Raw genomic sequence first — 19,386 nt, 5'->3', positions numbered from 1 at the left:
AATCCATTCATACACATGATTTCTACTGGAGCACTTACGGTCTTTATATTATTGTAATTCCCAAATTTTAACAAGCTTGTCGTCGCTGACACTAAAAAAATATTGACCGTTGTCGGACCAAACTCCCGCATTGACGGATAGATGATGGCCATCCTGCATTTTGTCGCGGCTCATATTTTTCAGCAGTGCAAAATCAGCATTAGACCAAAATTTCAACGACTTATCGCGGCTTACTGTTGCAAAAAATGGTTCAAAAGGGTGTGGATAGATCCCATACACCGTGAACAGGTGTGGTATAAAGGAGAAGTTATTGCTTAGTTGATTGACATCGGAAATAATAAGCTGAGCATCGCGTCCACCGCTTAAGAGTTTATTTTGAAGAAAAGCCAAAGAGGTTGTGGGCAGACTATGCAACTTCATCCGTTCGATGACATGGAAGTCCTCGCTAGCCAACAAATATACCCAGCCATCTTTATCACCCAGAGCAATCTTGGTTTCATCGGCATCCACGGCAATACTTCGTACTGTCGTTTGGGATAGCTGAAGGTCATAGATACGCTTGTATGTTGCGAGGTCGATTACATAAAGCCGTCCTTCCTCCCCTACGGCGAGCAGCTCATTCTTTTGCTGGATATAGGAAAGTGCAAAGATGGCTCTATTGCCGAGCTGCAAACTCGCCACAAGTTTCTGTTCCTGTACATCCACGAAAAGCAACTTTCCCTCCCGCAGCGCAATTGCCAGTATCGCAGTTCCCGGAATCAATTTTAAAGCATACACGGAGGAGGTCACCGCGCATAGGATACGCTTAAAACCATTCTTTTCAATATCCCATTCCACCACGCCCTTATCGTTGCCACCTGTAAAAAAAGTATGCGGATAATATCCCTTCTCCACGCAAAAAATTGGATTTTGATGCCCCGGTAATGTTGCTCTTAATTTAATATCCATAGTTATCTATTCAAATTCTCCGGATGATTACCGAAGTGGCCCTGCTTACAAATGAAATTCGCTTGCTCATCAATTTAAGTTTACCAATTCCAAATAAATAGCCGGAAAACAATAAAAAAGAAGTGCAGCATATTCACAAATATACTGCACTTCTAAGACTATTTTGTCATATTACCTTAAAGCCTTGACCAATTCCCGAATTCCGTCAAATTTCTTTGCGTGTATATTCGAATTCGGCACATATATTATTCAGTAACAAGGCTTTCTTGGGAAACGCCGTTATTGATGCCTACTTTCAAGATTTTTCGCAATTGTTTCCAACGAAAATCCCTTCTCACGCAACAATACGATCAAATGGAACAATAGGTCAGAAGTCTCATTGATAAAGTCGGTTTCAGTTTCAGTTAATGCGGCAATAACCGTTTCTACAGCTTCCTCACCTACCTTTTGCGCGATCTTATTAATTCCTCTGGACCGCAAACGGTTAACATAGGATTCGTCAGAAGGATTTTCATAACGATGATTGACGATACGTTCGAGCTCCAGTATAAAATTCTGATTGAATTCTGTATTGAAACAGCTCCGGCTCCCCGTATGACAAGTTGGCCCCACAGGATCAGCCTTGATCAATACGGTATCTTTATCGCAATCAATATGAATGCTCTTTACGTTTAAAAAGTTCCCGCTCTCCTCCCCTTTTGTCCAGAGACGATTTTTGCTACGGGAGAAAAAAGTCACGCGCTTCTCCGCCTGTGTCTTTTGCCAAGCCTCTTCATTCATATAACCCAGCATCAACACCTCCAGGGTTTGGGCGTCTTGAACAATCACTGGGACAAGTCCGTCACTTTTTGCAAAATCTAACATTGTATTGTATTTAGTATTGAGCTATGAGTATTTGAATCTAACTTATGTCAGCCTAGGGCTTAGAAGCTGTGTTCCTACTCCTTACTCATTAATCAATTTTCTTATTCTGCAAGCCCTGATAGCTTACCTAATAGTATCATTACTCCTTTATCCTTACTCTTAATTCTTTACTATTTTATTCGCGATTATCGCACGACAATACCATTATGGCGCAAAGTCTGCTTAAGATCCGGAATCAATATTTCTCCATAATGGAATACGGAAGCTGCTAATGCGGCATCCACGTTGGCCTGTTGGAAAACATCGACAAAATGCTGTTGATTACCAGCCCCACCAGATGCGATCAGCGGAATATGAATACGATCGTTAACAGCCTTTAAAAATTTATTGTCAAAACCGTTCTTAGTCCCATCATGATCCATTGAGGTCAACAGAACCTCTCCGGCCCCGCGTTCTTGCGCTTCAAGGATCCAATCCAGGGTATTGATTTCCGTCTTGATGCGTCCACCACTTAAATGGACAAAATCCTGTCCTTCAATAGATCTCGTATCGACAGCAACCACTACAAATTGGGCACCAAAAGCGGCGGCCATTTGATTGATCAGTCCCGGATTGCGCACTGCTGCAGAGTTAATGGAGATCTTGTCCGCCCCAGCATTTAATAGGATATCCGCGTCACTGATTTCATTGATACCACCTCCTATTGTAAAAGGAATATTCACCTGACGAGCTACCGCTTTTACGAGATCTATCGTCGTCTTACGTCCCTCATGTGTAGCTGTAATATCTAGAAACACAAGTTCATCAGCTCCTTGCTGGGAATATTCATAGGCAAGTTCAACAGGATCACCTGCGTCACGCAGGTCGACAAAGTTGACACCTTTTACCGTACGTCCGTCTTTGACATCCAAGCAGGGAATTATCCGTTTTGCCAGCATGTTAAAATCGGATTAATGATTTGAGATTCCAGTCTTTGATTTCATCGATAGAGATACGATTCTCATAGATTGCTTTTCCTACAACCACAGATTCTACTCCACCTAGCTCTTGAAGCTTTTGAATGTCATCCATTGAACTGATACCCCCAGAAGCAATCAGCTTGATAATCGGAGAGTGGTTTAACAATTTTTGATACAATTCCACACCTGCGCCCCCCAGTTTTCCATCTTTGCTAATGTCCGTACAAAGGAATCTAAAAAATCCCAAAGCCAAGCATTTATCAATATACTCGATCAATTTAATTGGTGAACTTTCTAACCAGCCGGAGTATTTAATGACTTCGTCCAACACATCAATTGCAATGACAATATGATCTGCGTATTTGACTTTCCCTTCGTTAAGCGTTGCCAGTTCCTCCAAAAAAGAAGGATTTGTGATCGCTTGCGTACCGACAATCACACGGTATACACCAGCATCCACCAATTCCTTTACCTTATCAATGCTTCTGACACCACCCCCATACTGTATTTTCATATCTGTCTTTTGGATGATATCGAATAAATAGGCCTGATTGCTAAAGTCACCTTTTGCACCATTTAAATCTATGATATGAACCAACTCCGTACCGTTTGCACGATAGTTCTCGATCTGCTCCTCTAAACTTATAGCATAAGTTGTAACGTCGTTGTAGTTACCCTCTCTTAAACGGACAACTTTTTTGTCCAAAACGTCAATTGCTGGAATGATATACATAATCGAATATTTTTAGTCTACTTGAATAGTTGAAAAATTGAGCAACAACTGCTCCCCTGCTTTTCCCGACTTCTCCGGGTGAAATTGTACGCCAAAGAAATTTTCTCTGGAAATTGCTGCTGAAAATGGCACTCCATATTCACATTTAGCGGCGGTAAATGTCGTATCATATTCGATATAATACGAATGGACAAAATAAAAATAAGTCTGATCTTCTATATTCGCAAATAAAGGATTATTTGCTTGTACCGAAACGCTATTCCAGCCCATATGAGGCACTTTACCCGCTATACCAGCTTCAAAATGTAACGTTTTCAGCGGGAATAACTTCAGCATCTCGGCATCACCTTCCTCCGAATATTCCGTCAGCAGCTGCATCCCGACACAGATTCCAAGCACAGGTTTACGCAAATCTTTAATATAGGGTACTAATCCCGACTCAAGCAACTTATTCATTGCCGCCCCAGCATGACCTACGCCCGGAATAATAATCCGATCATAACGATCCATCTCCTCAGCCGTATTGATCATACCATAAGTCAACCCTACTCGATCTAGCGCAGCAGTCAGGGAAAAGATATTCCCGGCACCGTAATTAATAATTCCTATCATCTTACAACACTCCTTTTGTACTTGGCAGTTGCATGTGATCTGCATCACGGCGAACAGCTTTCTTAATAGATTTGGCAAAAGCTTTAAAAATTGCTTCAATCTTATGGTGCTCATTATCCCCTTCGGCCTTGATATTTAGATTCGACCTGGAGGCATCAGAAAATGATTTAAAGAAATGGAAGAACATCTCTGTCGGCATGTCACCTATTTTCTCACGTTTAAATTCAGCATCCCATACGATCCAGTTGCGTCCGCCAAAATCCAGTGCAACCTGTGCCAGGCAATCATCCATTGGTAAGGTGTACGAGTAACGCTCAATACCACGCTTGTCTCCCAATACCTTCAAAAATACCTCACCCAAAGCTATCCCTGTATCTTCAATCGTATGATGCTCGTCTATATGAAGATCGCCTTTCGCTTTGATCGTTAAGTCCAATGCACCATGTCGGGCTATTTGATCCAGCATATGGTCAAAAAAAGGCAATCCTGTTTCGATTTCCGATTTACCGGAGCCATCCAAGTTTAGCTGAATAAAAATATCCGTTTCATTTGTCTTACGATGATGTTCGGCAGTACGCGTGCCCAGTTTAAGAAATTCGTATATCGTCTTCCAGTCTGTGGTTTCCAAAGCCACCACTTTCGGGTCGATGTCAACGTTCTCCAACGCCCCCAATTGATCATTGGCACGCAGCCATATTGCTTTGGTACCAAGATTTTGCGCGAGCTTCACATCATTGACTCGGTCACCGATAACGAACGATTCACTTAAATTATATTTTGACGGATCGAAATATTCACCGAGCATACCAATACCCGGTTTACGAGTGTCGGCATTTTCATGCGGAAAAGTCTTATCTATATGTTCTTTGGCAAATACTACACCCTCTGCTGCAAACGTATTTAGCACAAAATGATGGACGGGCCAGAAGTTTTCTTCCGGATGGGAAGATGTTCCCAGGCCATCTTGGTTTGAAACCAAGATCAATTCAAAATCCAGCTCCTTCGCGATACGTGGCAGGTACTGCAAGGCACCCGGATAGAATTTTAATTTTGCAAAAGAATCGATCTGCTCATCTTCTGGTTCCAAAATTAATGTTCCGTCGCGGTCTATAAACAGTACACGTTTTAAGTTATCAGGCATAGTATTATTTATTGATTTGATTAAGTTTTTCTAATAATGTTTGGTTCTCTGCAGGCGTCCCGACTGTAATGCGCAAACAGCCCTCACAAAGTTCGACTTTAGACCGATCTCTGACAATGATCCCATATTGAACTAGATAGTCATAAACTTCTCTCGGCTGTTCCATCTTGACCAGGATAAAATTGGCATCAGAAGGAGTGATATATTGCACATAATTCAGTTCGAGGAGCTCGCGTACCAGTCGTTCACGTTCAGCTACCGTCTCTTTGATCCAGTCATTGACCTGATCCACATTATTCAGGGCCTCCAACACAATATCCTGTGTTGCCTGATTAATGTTATAGGGTGGTTTGATTTTATTATAAACCGCTATAATCTCTTTACTTGCAAATGCCATGCCCAATCGCAATGCTGCAAGCCCCCAGGCTTTGGACAAAGTCTGCAATACCACCAAGTTGGGGTATTCAGCCAATTCCTGTGTAAATGATTTTACGGCAGAAAAATTGATATAAGCTTCATCGACGACAACAAGCCCCTGAAAATTATTCAATATCGTTTCGATGTCCTGACGACGGATAGAATTTCCGGTCGGATTATTCGGCGAACAGATAAAAATCAACTTGGTATGTGCATCTACGGCATTCGCTATTCCATCCAGATCCAACTGGTAGTCTGCCGTAAGATTTACTTTTTTGAAAGCGACATCATTGATATTCGCCGACACCTCATACATACCATAGGTCGGTGGAACGAGGATAACATTATCCACACCGGGTGTACAAAATGCGCGGTACAAGATATCAATCGCTTCATCGCTCCCATTGCCTAAAAAAATATTTTCAGCGGGAACACCTTTTATTGTTGAAAGTTTTGCTTTGACTTGATGTTGGAGTGGGTCTGGGTATCGGTTGTAATCATGGTTGAGTGGGGATCCAAAAGGATTTTCATTGGCATCAATCCATATGGATGCCTCCCCTTTAAATTCATCTCTAGCGGACGAATACGGTACGAGCTTCTTGATATTTTCCCGTAATAGGTTGTTTAAGTTGAATGGATTATCCATTATAAAAAAATTAGAGCCGTAAACTTAGATAAATTGTTTATCAAATGCAATATAATAAGCAATTTAAAAGCATTTGATCGTAGAAATGTGGTATAAAATTCACAAAAAACTAAACTAAAAACCACTTCCCTTCGATCGAAAGTTCGGTATTGGGAAATACTGTTCGGGCTTCTTCCAACAAAGGTGCTAAATCCCGGTACCGTGCAGAGTAATGACCGAGCAATAATTTCTTTGCATGGGTTTCTTTGGCTATCTCTCCAGCTTCCAACGCCGTTGTGTGGAAAGTTTCTTTTGCCCGGTCGACCATATCATGTAAAAATGTAGATTCATGGTACATGAGATCGGCATGCTGAACATAGGGAAGGTAATTTACTGTGCGTACCGTATCTGAACAATATACGTAACTTCTGGATTTGGGTGCAGGCAGGCTCAATTGATCCGCTGGGTAAACATCCCCTTTTTCATCCACATAATCCATCCCTTTCTTGATAGCGGGATAGTATACTGTGGGAATATTCAACGCTTGAACCACATCACCGAGCAAGGTCCTGGCCCGTGGTCCCTCATCAAAACGAAAACCCGTGCAGGCAATACGATGTGTTAAAGGAAATGCGCTCACTTTCATAGTCCGGTTTTCAAAAATAATACCGGGCCCGTCGGGTGAAATCGGATGAAAAATAAGATTATAGCGCAAGACTGTCTCCGAATGCATAAATTGGACATCCAAAATCTCTTTTAAGGCAGCTGGTCCATATAAATGAAGATCACTTTTGCGGCCAACGAGGTGCATCGAAGAGAGCAGCCCCACTAAACCTAAATAGTGATCTCCATGTAAGTGACTAATAAAAATATGTCCGATACGATTGCTTTTAATTCCATAACGGCTGAGCTGCATTTGTGTCCCCTCCCCGCAGTCTATTAAAAACAATTGTTCATTAAAGTTCAGCACTTGGCTAGTTGGATGGCGATCAAACATCGGTGTCGCGGAACTATTTCCTAATATCAGAACTTCAAACTTCATATTAATCTTCAATTGTCCCCCGGTATTCAGATTCCAGTTCGTGCGCGAAGATCAAATCTTCCGCAACCTTCAGTGATGGAGCGATCTTTATCGATTTATCCAGGTGCGACACCCGAACCATATCCATTAATTTAGGACAAAGATTGACCAAAATAAATACGCCACCAACAGACTGACATAGGCGGTGCGCCAATATGCCCAAACGGATCCCAACTTCATCCGTCTTTTGGACATGAATCATATCCAGAACAATGTTGCGTTGGCCAATTGTATTGCGCAACAAAAACTCACCCTTGAGTTTCGCCGCATTATCCGCATCTATCACTTCGACATGAGGCTCTATGACAATATAGCGATCGTGTTTATCAATAGTATACTTCATAAGTCTATTTCCTTAGTTTGAGGATACAATGTACTAATAATTTAGCTCTTTTAAGGCTTTTGTCACATTTCTTTCCACGCGTTCCAGTACATTTTCCTGATCAGGGTAAACAAATTTTTCGCCCACGATGTGCTCATATAGCTCAATATAGCGTTCGGAAATTGAAGCAATGATCTCATCTGTCATCTCTGGGACCACCTGTCCATCTTTACCCTGAAATCCGTTATCGATCAACCACTTACGAACAAACTCTTTTGACAATTGCTTTTGTGCTTCCCCTTTGTCCTGACGTTCTTGATATCCGTCAGCATAGAAATAACGGGAAGAATCCGGCGTATGAATCTCGTCGATAAGGACTATTTTGCCGTCTTTTTTACCAAATTCATATTTGGTATCCACTAAGATCAATCCTCTTTGTGCTGCAATTTCAGTTCCGCGTTGAAACAATGCTTTGGTATATTTCTCCAGTTGCACGTAATCTTCCTCACTTACAATACCTTTTTTCAAAATATCCCCCCTGGAAATATCCTCATCGTGACCTACTGCAGCTTTGGTCGTCGGTGTGATAATCGGTTCAGGCAATTTGTCATTCTCCTTCAATCCCTCAGGAAGAGACTCCCCACAAACTTCCCGTTTACCGGCAGCATATTCACGCCAGGCATGTCCTGATAGGTAACCTCGGATAACCATTTCAACTTTAAACGGTTCGCACATTTGACCTATGGTCACACTAGGATCCGGTACAGATACGACCCAATTCGGGATAATATCGGCTGTCGCTTTCAAAAATTTAGCCGCAATTTGATTTAACACCTGTCCTTTGTACGGAATAGGACGAGGAAGTACCACATCAAATGCGGAAATACGGTCAGAAGCCACCATAGCCAAGTAGGTATCTGCAATCGTATACACGTCACGTACTTTTCCTCTGTAAAAAGCAGTCTGGTTTTCGAAATTGAAATTTGTTTCTTTTATAGCGTTCATGTTCAAAGTAAAATTCAAATAAATAATTATTGATCAGTCTTTGTTTTCATTTCCATGGCTGAAAACAAAGACTCGATTATGCATCCATGGCCTTTTCTAATGGCCCAAATGAACCAGTTTATCGTGCCTTTTAAAGACGATATGAATATCCAGATCCTCTTGGTCCGTACTGGGCCTCCGATCGGGGATATTACAATTGATCTATTTTTGCAACGAACGATTAAATGTCGCCGTATGCTTCCAAAATGCGTCGCACCAATTTATGACGAACCACATCGCCACCACTAAGGTGGATAATATCAATACCTTCAATATTTTCCAGCAAACGGATCGATGTCGAAAGGCCCGATTGATTCTTTTTAGGGAGATCGACCTGTGTCATATCACCCGTAACAATGAATTTTGCGGTCGGCCCCATACGGGTCAAAAACATCTTTAGCTGCATATCCGTTGCATTTTGGGCTTCATCCAAAATGACAAAACAATTATCCAGTGTGCGTCCCCGCATAAATGCCAGTGGCGCAACCTCGATGGTACGGTTTTCTAAATATCCTTTTAATTTTTCGGCCGGAATCATATCGTCCAATGCATCGTAAAGAGGTCTTAAGTAGGGATCTACCTTTTCTTTCAGATCTCCGGGTAAAAAACCGAGGTTTTCTCCGGCTTCCACCGCTGGTCTTGTCAGGATAATACGTTTGATTTCTTTATTGCGAAGTGCCCGGACAGCAAGTGCAACAGCCGTATAGGTCTTTCCTGTTCCTGCCGGACCAATGGCAAATAAGATATCATTTTTCGAAATACTATCGACCATCCGTCGCTGATTGGCTGTCCGTGCGCGGACAATCAGACCATTGGGTCCATAAACTATGGGCTCAGAACCAAAGGCAGCTTGCTTGGCAGCAACTTCCTTTTCCTGTTGGGCAGCAGAACCTGCACTTGCCCCAAGGAGATTTTCAAAATCCAACAACGTAATGTTGTTAAATTTCTCAAGGTGAGCCATGACTTCCTTAAACGATTGCTCAAACAGCTCCAACTCCTTCGCATCACCTAACACTTTCATTTCACTTCCACGAGCCACAATCCGCAGTTTTGGGAATTGCTTCTTTAAATAATCAAAGTGCTCATTGTCTGCTCCCCATAATACGGGCAAATTCAGACCATCTAATGCAATTAGTAATTCGTTCAAATTTTATCCTATTTTAGAATTAATTAGATTGTAGCTACCACGCAATAGCTCTTATGCGTAATACTATTCAAAATTAACGTATTCTAATGAGAAAATAGACCATACCAAAGAGATTTTTGCAAAAAGAAAACCAAATTATTTTTTTCGTATTTTATACCTGAGTTTTGCTTTTAAAAGTGGATCTTCAGGGTGCGGAAACCAATTCTTTATTATTTAAATCGAAGCTATGTTTGTGTGTATCAACCGGAAAAAGATATATTCAAAATAAGTTCTTCAATTAGCTTTACAAATCAGCTGATAAATAGTAATTTTGCTCTCTATTTAAATAGATTTTTTAGCATCAGAACAAGTAAGCAACAGAAGATCTATTTCTATTCATTCAAAAAGGGAATTCGACAGCAATTCGGTCTACTTTAGATTATAATGGCAGTAATTACGTTAACGACAGATCTAGGACATAAGGATTTTTATCAAGCTGCGCTAAAAGGGAGCCTTTTAACGCAGTTGTCTGATGTTAATATTGTCGATATCACCCACGAGATCCCAGCATTCAACATTCCGCGCGCAGCCTTTGTACTTGGTAACGCCTATCATTATTTTCCCAAAGGGACCGTACATATCATCGGTATCAACACCTTATTTCATGAAGAATCCAAATACATCGGCATGAAATACAAGGACCATTATTTTGTCGGCGCGGACAATGGTATTTTCAGTTTGTTGTTAAATGGAAATGAGCCCCAGGAATTGTATGAACTCAATCTGATGCAGGACCTGCGATACCTCCATTTCCCACTCGCTGACATTCTTTCAAAATCAGCCTGTCATATTGCAAAAGGGGGAAAACTGAAAGATGTGGGCACGCCGATGCATCAACTGATAGAAAAAGTTACATTACAGCCGATCTTTGATAAGGATATGATACGGGGCAATGTCATCTACGTTGACGCCTTTGGCAATGCCATTACCAATATTTCAAAAGACCTGTTCAATAAAGTCCAAAAAGGGCGAAATTTTGTCTTGTATTTCAAGCGCAACGAAACGATCACCAACCTTTCCTGGCATTACAATGAGGTCGGCGAAGGCGAAAAATTATGTCTCTTTGGAATCAGTAATTATTTGGAAATTGCGATCAACAAGGGCAACGCGAGCCAGCTTTTGGGACTTCACGATGACGACTCCAATGTCATCCGTATCGAATTTAAAGATTAATTTCATAAATTCATTCTTAGAAATTATTTGCCCACAGGTGTCAAGCTCCAAAACAGGGATAGCGCTTGTAGCAGTTCTGCTGCCAAGGCAAAGCAATTTCAGCAAACTTAATATGGGATTGATTGGTTCATTGTTTATGAAGTCTTTAAAATACACGTTACTGCCCTTTCTTTTATTATTTAACCTCGCGTATTTGATGGCGCAGGAAAATGCAGATTCTAGTGCTTTTGAAGTACAGCGCAAACGTGTCAATAGCCTGCTTGAGGCAAGACAACAGAAGTTCGGCGCTTATGATACGAGCCTCACTCAGAAAACAGGACTTTTTGGACTGTTTAAATCCAAGGGTGATATGCAAAAAAGCATCGATATCCTCAAAGATGTCGTGATCACAGATAACAACATCTTTTTGGAAACCCAACAGCTGCTCAAAATCAAAGATTTCGAAAAGGACAAATTCCGGCAGATGGCCACAGAATATGATAAGCAGATCTCAGCCTATATGGGCACAATTAATAAACTTCAGCTTGAAAATGAAAGACTCAGGACACAATTGGACAAATCAGCCGGAAACGGACTGTCCGGCAATGTATGGCTTTACCTGGCCTTGCTCGTCATCCTAGTGCTAGTGGTCTTATTGTATCGTAGCCGTACACAAAAATCAGTCCCCATCCCTAAAAATACGGACTAGTGCTTTTGGGCGTATAGCGATGACATGCACCACGAGAATTGGCTAAATGATAATTATTGTTGATTAAAAGCAGTCAAAAGCCAAAAAATTGACCAAAGTATGATAGCAAAATATTTTTAATCTCTTTACATTTGTCCTCGCAACAAAACATTGAAGTAGCGGATTATGGCAAGAGGTTTCAATAGTGGTAATAAACAAGAAGAAGATCTACCAAAACCAAAGTTAAATAAGGAGCTCCTGTTACGGGCTTCGAAAATAATGACCTATTTAAGGCCTTATCGGGTTAAGTTTGGAATCGGCATGTTATTTTTGGTATTATCCAGTCTTTCCATGCTAGCTTTCCCTGCACTTTTGGGTGCGATGATTGATGCCGCCCAAGGCAAGCAAAAATACACCTGGCTACCCCCTGAAGTGTATTACATTGGTGGAATAGCCTTTATCATTCTATCGTTTACGTCCGTCGTTTCTTTTTTCCGAATCCGTATCTTCGTCGAGATCGCTGAACGCGCTTTGTCCAAAATTCGTAAAGATACCTACCATAAACTTATCTCCTTGCCGATTGAATTTTTCGCCAATCGCCGTGTGGGAGAATTAAATAGCAGACTTTCCGCTGATCTATCCCAGATCCAGGACACCTTAACCACTACATTGGCTGAAATTTTAAGACAATTGATCAGTCTTTGTTTTGGAGTATTTCTGCTCGTCTGGGTATCGCCCAAATTGGCCTTGATGAATCTCTGCATATTACCCGTCATCGTGGTTGCCGCAATTGTCTTCGGAAAATTTATTCGTGAATTATCCAGACAGGCACAGGATAAGATGGCGGAATCAAATAGCATAGTTCAAGAAACTTTATTGGGCATTAGCAATGTAAAAGCTTTTGTGAACGAATACTTTGAATTCAACCGTTACAGTAATCAGATGGATTCTGTTGTCAAATTAGCGGTCAAGGGAGCAACATTCCGAGGAGCCTTTGCTTCATTTATCATATTCTGTATTTTCGGTGCTGTTATCGCCGTTATTTGGTATGGAGCCGCATTGGTTTCTATCCATGAGATGTCTGTCGGTGATCTAACAACATATATCCTTTATTCGATGTTTGTTGCCGGATCGATGGGTAGTTTCCCTGAATTATACGCAAACATACAGCGCTCACTTGGCGCCAGCGAAAGGATCCTGGAAATTCTTGATGAACCACAGGAGGATATCAAAGTTGAACCGAGTTGCAAGGAGATCAGTAAAAAGATGAGTGGAAATCTCCGTTTTAATCATGTGGCATTCGCCTACCCTAGCCGTCCGGATATTGAAATTCTAAAAGACATTAATTTTACCGCCAATGCTGGTGATAAAATCGCCATCGTCGGCCCTAGTGGCACCGGTAAATCAACCATTGCCTCTTTAATACTACAGTTCTATACCAGCAATAAGGGAGAAGTACTTTATGATGGCAAGCCTGCATCGGACTTTGAGCTGTGCGATATACGCAACCAGGTGGCCATAGTACCACAAGACGTGCTGCTCTTCGGCGGAACAATCCGCGAGAATATCGCCTATGGTAAATTAGACGCCACGGAAAATGAAATAACAGAAGCTGCCAAACGCGCCAACGCCCATCAATTTATATTAAATTTCCCTGAAGAGTATGATACCGTGGTCGGAGAACGTGGTGTAAAACTCTCGGGAGGACAGCGTCAACGCATCGCTATTGCCCGGGCTTTACTCAAAGACCCAGCGATTCTAATTCTGGATGAAGCAACGTCTTCATTGGATTCCGAATCAGAACGTCAGGTACAAGATGCCCTGGAAGAATTAATGCGTGGCCGTACATCCATCATCATTGCCCACCGTTTATCGACGATAGTCGATGCAGACAAAATTATCGTGGTCGAAAATGGCATCGTCTCAGAAAGCGGAACACATTTCGAATTATTACAGAAAGAAACCGGACTGTACCGCCACCTCTATACCCTGCAATCCAAACAGCAGAAAGTAGATATGTAAAATTTTGTTAATTATTGATTCTTTTTAAACAAATTGTTCCAGTGATTGTTCATTTGGTATCATACTTGATTATCATTTGAATACACAATAAAATAGAAGAATTATGAAAAATAGCAAAAATGGATTAGTGGCATTTGCTTTGGTAGGATTGGCTGCGGGAGCTGCTGCATGGTATCTTTTAGGAACAGATGACGGGAAAAAGCAATTAGATCGTGCAAATGATGGCATCAAAAGCTTAACTAAGTCATTGAAAGATCTTTCGAAAAAAGAAGCTAGAAAAGCCCAAAAGTTAGCCAATAGAGCTTCGGCTGAGCTGGACAACTTAAAATCAAAAGCACAGGCTGCTTTCAGTAAAGCGACGGACGATGCAGATGCATTGAAAAACAAGGCAAAGGAAGCAGGCAGAGAAGCTTTGGACCACGCCAACAATGCAGCACAAAATTTAGCAAGTAAAATCGACAACACAACCGATGCTGCTAAATCAAAAATTTCTAATGCATAAGTAAAAAAAACGTTTTTTTAAGAATTGGTGGTTTGGCCGCCTTCGGTGGTTAAAATACATTTGTATCTTTGCGGAATATGACTTTACTGCAACAGGTAAAAACCTTAATTCTTAAAGACATCATTCTGGAATGGCGATCAAAATACGCCATCAACGGAATCCTACTATATGTCGTATCTACTGTATTTGTTTGTTACCAAGCATTCAAGTCAGTAGATACCACAGTTTGGAATGCTTTGTTCTGGATTATCATGTTATTTGCATCCATCAATGCCATCAACAAGAGCTTCGTTCAGGAAAATCCCAACCGACAACTCTATTATTATTCCTTAGTTGACCCACGGGCAATTATCCTCGCCAAAGTCATTTACAACATGTTATTGATGACCATCCTGGCTACCATCGCTTATTTCGTTTATTCGATCATATTCCAAAATCCTCTCGGGGATCCCACGCTATATTTCATTTCGGTCATTTTGGGCAGCATCAGTTTTGCCAGTGTATTTACTATGATTTCGGGCATCAGTTCAAAAGCCGGAAATAACAGCACGCTAATGGCCATTTTAAGTTTTCCGGCAATCATACCGCTGTTGATCGTACTGATCAAACTCTCCCGCAATGCAATAGAAGGTTTGGAAAGAGCAGCAAGCATGAGAGAAATAATCGTATTACTCGCAATTAATGTAATCACGATCACTATTTCTTTATTGTTATTTCCGTACCTTTGGCGAGATTAAATTTTAGGATTGAAACACATTAAATTCAATTTACCATGAGAAAAAAATGGTGGAAAATATTAGCTGTTCTGATTATCTGCGCAGTCATTATCAATGGTCTTTTAGGCCCTGTCCCCCGCCTATTTATCCTTCACGAAAGTATCCGTAATGTCTATTTCCATGTTCCGATGTGGTCTGCGATGATTGTGATGTACCTGATTTCTGTTATTTATAGTGTCAAATACCTTAATACAGGTAAACAAGAATACGATTTAATGGCCATAGAAGCCGTAAATACAGGTATTACCTTTTGTTTTTTTGGCCTGGCAACGGGAATGCTGTGGGCCAACATCACCTGGGGAGAGCCTTGGCCAAATGATCCCAAGTTAAATGGTTCGGCAATCGCGACATTAATGTACCTGGCCTATCTCGTACTCCGCAATGCACTCGAAGAAGAGCAGAAACGGGCGAAAATATCTGCTGTCTATAATATCTTTGCATTTCCGATCATTATTGTATTGCTTTATATTCTTCCAAAAATGACAGATTCTCTTCATCCCGGAAGCGGTGGCAACGCTACCTTTGGCCAGCTACAAATGAGCAACGAGCTCCGCCCGACATTCTATGCTGCAATGATCGGATGGCCAATGATTGCTTTTTGGATCTGTTCGATGCGTTACAGGGTGCGTCTATTGGAAAGAAAAGAGCAGGAAATCGATTCATAAAATAATAGAAACAGGCTATAACTGACTTAAAATAGGCATTAGGACAATAAGTCCTAAGCTCATGAAATAAAACTGAAAAATAAGCATAAGCCCTTTGTTTATAGCGGATCAAATGGCGATAACACTGATCAAAAATAAAATTCTGATGAAACCGGAGATTTACCCGATTACTCATCAGTCATTAAAAGACAAATAATAGGATGAAAAAAATAACATTGTCAATTGCATTATTAATCTTATCAACTGTAAGCACCTTCGCTCAGGATGACGTTGATATGGCAACAGGATTACGTAGTGAGGGCAAAATCTATGTGGTTGTGCTCGTGATGCTGGTCATTTTTTTAGGTTTGGCCTTCTTTCTTTTCTTGCTCGATCGCCGCATTACGAAATTGGAAAAAAAGAATAAATAGTCAGCTATCAATCACATACCATGATTATAAGTCAGTTCAGAAATTATACACCAATAAATATCCTATTTTTATCCTTTGTGGGTTTTGTATTATGCCTCGGCATATTCCTGCACCTTCCGGATAAACTGGATTCTGTTATTTTTGAACCGGCGCTTGGCAATCTATTGGGGGAAAACAATTTAATCAATCTATCTCCGGCAACCAATGTCTTTATCACGCTCATTCTGACCATTTTTCAGGCAACCATACTTAACCGGATCACAAGCCACTTCAACCTGCTCGGAAAACCTAGTTTTCTGGTTGCTTTGATGTACATGACATTGGCCAGTTTATTTTTACCTTTTCTGGTGCTGTCCCCTACGCTCATCTGTAACTTTATTTCAATATGGATGCTGAGTAAATTGCTTTCTTTGTATCGTCAGACCGATGTGAAAGCAGAAATGTTTGACTTGGGTATGATTGTCGGCATAGGAAGTCTGATTTATTTTCCTTTTTTGAGCATGTTCTTCTTGCTGTGGATAAGTCTGCTTATATTCAGACCATTCAATTGGCGCGAATGGATCACACCGCTTTTGGGATTGGTCACAGTTTATTTTATACTCGCCGTCATCTATCTATGGGTAGGTAAAATGGAATTATTTTACACCATATGGTTGCCATTCACGTATAAGTTCCCAACTGCCATACGGATTCAATTGTTTGATTACCTCGTATTGGTCCCGATACTTTTTACACTGATCCTTTTCCTGTTGATCCTCAAGGATAATTTTTTCAAAAGCATCGTGCACATCCGGAAATCTTTCCAACTGTTGTTTTTCATGTTATGTCTGGCCGTGGCATCTTTCTATTGGAACAAGAAACTAACAGAAGCCCATTTTTTACTCTGTGCCCCCCCAATCGCTATTTATATGGCCTATTACTTCACCTATGCCAAAAAGAAATGGTTTTTTGAAGTTGTTTACGCCATTATTGTATTAACGATAATCTACTTCCAATTTTTCTAAACGACTGTACAACAGATGTTTAACCTTTTTTAACAAAATCGGCTTAACAAGCTCACAAAAATTGAATAGTTTTGTATGCGAATAAAAGCAAAGAACATTTAATTACAGGAGTCAAAAAACTCAAAGATTTCACAAAAACTAAATAAACATTAGTTTCTCAATTTTATAGGTTGACCATGCAGAAACGCTTTATAAGCTCTCTAAGAAATAAATCACTCCAACTGTTGTTAGCAGGTGGAATTTTAGCTAGTTCTACTACCGCATTTGCCCAAAAAACAACATCAGCTTCGCCATATTCTCAATTGGGAATAGGTCAGATCCGTGAAGATTTATTGCCTCAGTACAGAGCTATGGGGGGAATTAATACAGGTATCCGTACATTTGACGGGGTATATAATACCAACCCAAGCAATCCTGCCTCTTACTCTGCAGCACGAGTGAGTATCTTCGATGCAGGTCTATATGGAAACTATACACAACTCAAATCCACTACCAGAGCGGACAATACCGCTGATTTTGCTTTTAGCCACATCACGATGACTTTTCCAATGAAGAAGTTCGGCGGTATCAGTATGGGTATATTGCCATTCTCAGATGTGGGTTACCGCACAAGTTCGCAGGAGGGTATTAATTCCGAAATCTATAACAAGGTATTTACCGGTGAAGGCGGTCTGACAAAAGCTTACGCCGGATGGGGTGTACGTGTTTACAAAGGGTTGAGCATCGGTGCGAATATGTCGTACTTATTCGGTACCTTAAATGACTATAGCCGTGTTGAATTTCCGGTCACCTCTGGAGCTTTAAACCCGCAACGCCAAAATAAGCGTGAAATCCAAGGTATTATCTTTGATTACGGTTTACAATATGAACAACCTCTAGGTAAAGAGCATGTATTGAGCTTCGGTTATTCAGGATCACTGAACAACGATATCAAGGAACGCACAACAATTATCGACACAAGGACCGCTCCATCATCTGATCCGGACAATCAAAATATTCCGATAGATACGACTTATATGTCTGACCGAATCAGCAGGCATCTGACTCTTCCGTTAAAACACAATGTGGGGGTTACACTTGCTCGAAATGGCAAATGGCTAGTTGGGGCAGATTTCAAATATGCAGACTGGTCAAGATTTCAGGTCAGAAATGGTGAAAATAGACTCCGTAAAAATTATGGTGTAGCTCTTGGTGGACAATTGACTCCGGACAAATCGTCTCTTAACTATTTAAAACAGGTAGACTACCGTCTTGGATTCAGATACAACAAAACACAGTATTTTCAGGCCGGCGAAAACATCAATGATATGGCTGTGACTGTAGGTGTGGGATTACCATTAGCTAGAACGCTATATTTAGGTGCATTTTCAAAAGTCAATTTATCGGCAGAATTCGGACAGATGGGAAAAGCAGCCAATGGTCTCTTACGGGAACGTTATATCAACTTCAATATTGGCTTTACGCTCAATGACCGTTGGTTTAGAAGAAACCCAATTGACTAAAATCATGGTACGCAAAGTATCCGCAAGATCCATATTTCAAAATATATCGCCCCTGGTAATTCTATTTTTGCTAGGGGCGCTCTTATTGACTTCCTGTGAGCCGGACCTAAAGGAAGTTGACCGGATCGCTAATCTAAAAAAAGAGGAAGCCGTGGATATCTCACGTCATGTGGATATCATCTATAGTGATTCAACCCGGGTCAAAGCCAACCTCACGGCCCCCGAAATGCGAATCAAACACGATAGCACTGAAATCTATGAGTTCCCAAAGAGTATAAAAATCATATTTTATGATGAAAACCTCAAGGAAACCCAACGTATTACTTCTGACCATGCCGTCCGGAGAGAAAAAGAAAAAACAACGATCTTTACCAAAAATGTGGTTGTGACCATGGCTGATGGATCTATTCTGAAAACGGAGGAAATCGTCTATGACGAAGGTGCAAAAGACCCCAATAGGACTTTTTACAATAATCTACCAGTCACAGCATTCTTTAAGGACCAACGTGGTAACCTGTCAGGATCATCATTTACGTCTGACAAGGATTTACTGCATGCCAACATACAGAACGCCACTGGTGTCGTCATTATTAAAGACAACAGTTTATTCCCATCAATAGGTAGATAAACTGCCCCTGCTATTTATTTGTTTCAGGTATTGTTGCACCGCTACTTTTCCCCATCGCTTATATGAGGCCGGAAAACAACGTTCCGAATGGGAGTTAAGCCCCAT

At 41.0% G+C, this 19,386-nt stretch carries 21 protein-coding genes; 10 read left to right on the top strand and 11 right to left on the bottom strand.

Translation table 11 applies throughout. The features are described from left to right. Nucleotides 1-48: 48 nt before the first annotated feature. The 11 genes from B4G94_RS14045 to B4G94_RS13995 all read right to left on the bottom strand — a co-directional run bounded on the left by B4G94_RS14045 (nucleotide 49) and on the right by B4G94_RS13995 (nucleotide 9,893). A complete protein-coding gene (locus B4G94_RS14045; RefSeq protein WP_286859600.1) occupies nucleotides 49-948 on the bottom strand; it encodes a WD40 repeat domain-containing protein in 900 nt (299 codons plus the stop codon). A 279-nt stretch (nucleotides 949-1,227) separates the two neighbouring features. Then, a complete protein-coding gene (hisIE, locus tag B4G94_RS14040; protein ID WP_286859599.1) occupies nucleotides 1,228-1,812 on the bottom strand; it encodes a bifunctional phosphoribosyl-AMP cyclohydrolase/phosphoribosyl-ATP diphosphatase HisIE in 585 nt (194 codons plus the stop codon). 185 nt (nucleotides 1,813-1,997) lie between these two features. Next, nucleotides 1,998-2,750 carry an imidazole glycerol phosphate synthase subunit HisF gene (gene hisF / locus B4G94_RS14035; protein WP_108636053.1) on the bottom strand — a complete coding sequence of 251 codons (753 nt, stop codon included), beginning with the start codon at nucleotides 2,748-2,750 and terminating at the stop codon, nucleotides 1,998-2,000. A 1-nt stretch (nucleotide 2,751) separates the two neighbouring features. Further along, the gene (locus tag B4G94_RS14030) at nucleotides 2,752-3,504 is read right to left on the bottom strand and encodes a HisA/HisF-related TIM barrel protein (protein WP_286859598.1); all 753 of its coding nucleotides are present in this window, start codon (nucleotides 3,502-3,504) and stop codon (nucleotides 2,752-2,754) included. 12 nt (nucleotides 3,505-3,516) lie between these two features. Beyond that, nucleotides 3,517-4,116 (bottom strand): imidazole glycerol phosphate synthase subunit HisH, encoded by a 600-nt coding sequence (gene hisH / locus B4G94_RS14025; protein WP_108636055.1) that lies wholly within the window; start codon nucleotides 4,114-4,116, stop codon nucleotides 3,517-3,519. Between the two features lies 1 nt (nucleotide 4,117). Beyond that, nucleotides 4,118-5,257: a bifunctional histidinol-phosphatase/imidazoleglycerol-phosphate dehydratase HisB gene (gene hisB / locus B4G94_RS14020; protein ID WP_286859596.1), complete on the bottom strand. Its 1,140-nt coding sequence runs from the start codon at nucleotides 5,255-5,257 to the stop codon at nucleotides 4,118-4,120. 4 nt (nucleotides 5,258-5,261) lie between these two features. Then, entirely contained in the window at nucleotides 5,262-6,320 is a 1,059-nt protein-coding gene (gene hisC / locus B4G94_RS14015; RefSeq protein WP_286859595.1) for a histidinol-phosphate transaminase, read from the bottom strand. A gap of 109 nt (nucleotides 6,321-6,429) precedes the next feature. Further along, a complete protein-coding gene (locus tag B4G94_RS14010; RefSeq protein ID WP_165305565.1) occupies nucleotides 6,430-7,341 on the bottom strand; it encodes a ribonuclease Z in 912 nt (303 codons plus the stop codon). Nucleotide 7,342: 1 nt separating this feature from the next. Beyond that, nucleotides 7,343-7,723, bottom strand: coding sequence for an STAS domain-containing protein (locus B4G94_RS14005; protein WP_104385068.1), 381 nt, complete (start codon nucleotides 7,721-7,723; stop codon nucleotides 7,343-7,345). Between the two features lie 33 nt (nucleotides 7,724-7,756). Then, nucleotides 7,757-8,707 (bottom strand): phosphoribosylaminoimidazolesuccinocarboxamide synthase, encoded by a 951-nt coding sequence (locus tag B4G94_RS14000; protein WP_165305564.1) that lies wholly within the window; start codon nucleotides 8,705-8,707, stop codon nucleotides 7,757-7,759. Between the two features lie 220 nt (nucleotides 8,708-8,927). Beyond that, a complete protein-coding gene (locus tag B4G94_RS13995; protein ID WP_286859593.1) occupies nucleotides 8,928-9,893 on the bottom strand; it encodes a PhoH family protein in 966 nt (321 codons plus the stop codon). A gap of 423 nt (nucleotides 9,894-10,316) precedes the next feature. Between B4G94_RS13995 and B4G94_RS13990 the strand changes: the two genes are divergently transcribed. The 10 genes from B4G94_RS13990 (at nucleotide 10,317) to lptC (ending at nucleotide 19,281) form a co-directional block, all read left to right on the top strand. Further along, entirely contained in the window at nucleotides 10,317-11,105 is a 789-nt protein-coding gene (locus tag B4G94_RS13990; RefSeq protein ID WP_108636061.1) for an SAM hydrolase/SAM-dependent halogenase family protein, read from the top strand. Nucleotides 11,106-11,241: 136 nt separating this feature from the next. Then, on the top strand, nucleotides 11,242-11,793 hold the full coding sequence (locus tag B4G94_RS13985) for a hypothetical protein (RefSeq protein ID WP_286859592.1): 552 nt from the start codon (nucleotides 11,242-11,244) through the stop codon (nucleotides 11,791-11,793). A gap of 165 nt (nucleotides 11,794-11,958) precedes the next feature. Next, nucleotides 11,959-13,794, top strand: a complete 1,836-nt coding sequence (locus B4G94_RS13980) for an ABC transporter ATP-binding protein (RefSeq protein ID WP_108636063.1) — start codon at nucleotides 11,959-11,961, stop codon at nucleotides 13,792-13,794. A 103-nt stretch (nucleotides 13,795-13,897) separates the two neighbouring features. Then, nucleotides 13,898-14,296, top strand: coding sequence for a hypothetical protein (locus B4G94_RS13975; protein ID WP_104385074.1), 399 nt, complete (start codon nucleotides 13,898-13,900; stop codon nucleotides 14,294-14,296). Between the two features lie 77 nt (nucleotides 14,297-14,373). Further along, nucleotides 14,374-15,033 carry a heme exporter protein CcmB gene (locus B4G94_RS13970; protein ID WP_165305560.1) on the top strand — a complete coding sequence of 220 codons (660 nt, stop codon included), beginning with the start codon at nucleotides 14,374-14,376 and terminating at the stop codon, nucleotides 15,031-15,033. Between the two features lie 35 nt (nucleotides 15,034-15,068). Then, nucleotides 15,069-15,737 carry a cytochrome c biogenesis protein gene (gene ccsA, locus B4G94_RS13965; RefSeq protein WP_165305559.1) on the top strand — a complete coding sequence of 223 codons (669 nt, stop codon included), beginning with the start codon at nucleotides 15,069-15,071 and terminating at the stop codon, nucleotides 15,735-15,737. 200 nt (nucleotides 15,738-15,937) lie between these two features. Continuing rightward, complete coding sequence (locus B4G94_RS13960) at nucleotides 15,938-16,147, top strand: CcmD family protein (protein ID WP_108636066.1); 210 nt, start codon at nucleotides 15,938-15,940, stop codon at nucleotides 16,145-16,147. Nucleotides 16,148-16,167: 20 nt separating this feature from the next. Next, nucleotides 16,168-17,151: a DUF6427 family protein gene (locus B4G94_RS13955; protein ID WP_108636067.1), complete on the top strand. Its 984-nt coding sequence runs from the start codon at nucleotides 16,168-16,170 to the stop codon at nucleotides 17,149-17,151. A 176-nt stretch (nucleotides 17,152-17,327) separates the two neighbouring features. Next, nucleotides 17,328-18,653 (top strand): hypothetical protein, encoded by a 1,326-nt coding sequence (locus tag B4G94_RS13950; protein WP_165305557.1) that lies wholly within the window; start codon nucleotides 17,328-17,330, stop codon nucleotides 18,651-18,653. A 4-nt stretch (nucleotides 18,654-18,657) separates the two neighbouring features. Beyond that, a complete protein-coding gene (lptC, locus tag B4G94_RS13945; RefSeq protein ID WP_108636117.1) occupies nucleotides 18,658-19,281 on the top strand; it encodes an LPS export ABC transporter periplasmic protein LptC in 624 nt (207 codons plus the stop codon). Nucleotides 19,282-19,386: the final 105 nt, after the last annotated feature.

The sequence above is a fragment of the Sphingobacterium sp. UBA7625 genome (assembly GCF_002484085.1).
In the GTDB taxonomy this organism is placed as follows: Bacteria; Bacteroidota; Bacteroidia; order Sphingobacteriales; family Sphingobacteriaceae; genus Sphingobacterium; species Sphingobacterium athyrii.
This window is presented reverse-complemented; position numbering and strand designations above follow the sequence as displayed.

Excerpts from the sequence above, each read along its gene's own strand:
- B4G94_RS14045 (WP_286859600.1), bottom strand. The coding sequence starts at position 948 with ATGGATATTAAATTAAGAGCAACATTACCGGGGCATCAAAATCCAATT.
- hisIE (WP_286859599.1), bottom strand. The coding sequence starts at position 1,812 with ATGTTAGATTTTGCAAAAAGTGACGGACTTGTCCCAGTGATTGTTCAA.
- hisF (WP_108636053.1), bottom strand. The coding sequence starts at position 2,750 with ATGCTGGCAAAACGGATAATTCCCTGCTTGGATGTCAAAGACGGACGT.
- B4G94_RS14030 (WP_286859598.1), bottom strand. The coding sequence starts at position 3,504 with ATGTATATCATTCCAGCAATTGACGTTTTGGACAAAAAAGTTGTCCGT.
- hisH (WP_108636055.1), bottom strand. The coding sequence starts at position 4,116 with ATGATAGGAATTATTAATTACGGTGCCGGGAATATCTTTTCCCTGACT.
- hisB (WP_286859596.1), bottom strand. The coding sequence starts at position 5,257 with ATGCCTGATAACTTAAAACGTGTACTGTTTATAGACCGCGACGGAACA.
- hisC (WP_286859595.1), bottom strand. The coding sequence starts at position 6,320 with ATGGATAATCCATTCAACTTAAACAACCTATTACGGGAAAATATCAAG.
- B4G94_RS14010 (WP_165305565.1), bottom strand. The coding sequence starts at position 7,341 with ATGAAGTTTGAAGTTCTGATATTAGGAAATAGTTCCGCGACACCGATG.
- B4G94_RS14005 (WP_104385068.1), bottom strand. The coding sequence starts at position 7,723 with ATGAAGTATACTATTGATAAACACGATCGCTATATTGTCATAGAGCCT.
- B4G94_RS14000 (WP_165305564.1), bottom strand. The coding sequence starts at position 8,707 with ATGAACGCTATAAAAGAAACAAATTTCAATTTCGAAAACCAGACTGCT.
- B4G94_RS13990 (WP_108636061.1), top strand. The coding sequence starts at position 10,317 with ATGGCAGTAATTACGTTAACGACAGATCTAGGACATAAGGATTTTTAT.
- B4G94_RS13985 (WP_286859592.1), top strand. The coding sequence starts at position 11,242 with ATGAAGTCTTTAAAATACACGTTACTGCCCTTTCTTTTATTATTTAAC.
- B4G94_RS13980 (WP_108636063.1), top strand. The coding sequence starts at position 11,959 with ATGGCAAGAGGTTTCAATAGTGGTAATAAACAAGAAGAAGATCTACCA.
- B4G94_RS13975 (WP_104385074.1), top strand. The coding sequence starts at position 13,898 with ATGAAAAATAGCAAAAATGGATTAGTGGCATTTGCTTTGGTAGGATTG.
- B4G94_RS13970 (WP_165305560.1), top strand. The coding sequence starts at position 14,374 with ATGACTTTACTGCAACAGGTAAAAACCTTAATTCTTAAAGACATCATT.
- ccsA (WP_165305559.1), top strand. The coding sequence starts at position 15,069 with ATGAGAAAAAAATGGTGGAAAATATTAGCTGTTCTGATTATCTGCGCA.
- B4G94_RS13960 (WP_108636066.1), top strand. The coding sequence starts at position 15,938 with ATGAAAAAAATAACATTGTCAATTGCATTATTAATCTTATCAACTGTA.
- B4G94_RS13955 (WP_108636067.1), top strand. The coding sequence starts at position 16,168 with ATGATTATAAGTCAGTTCAGAAATTATACACCAATAAATATCCTATTT.
- B4G94_RS13950 (WP_165305557.1), top strand. The coding sequence starts at position 17,328 with ATGCAGAAACGCTTTATAAGCTCTCTAAGAAATAAATCACTCCAACTG.
- lptC (WP_108636117.1), top strand. The coding sequence starts at position 18,658 with ATGGTACGCAAAGTATCCGCAAGATCCATATTTCAAAATATATCGCCC.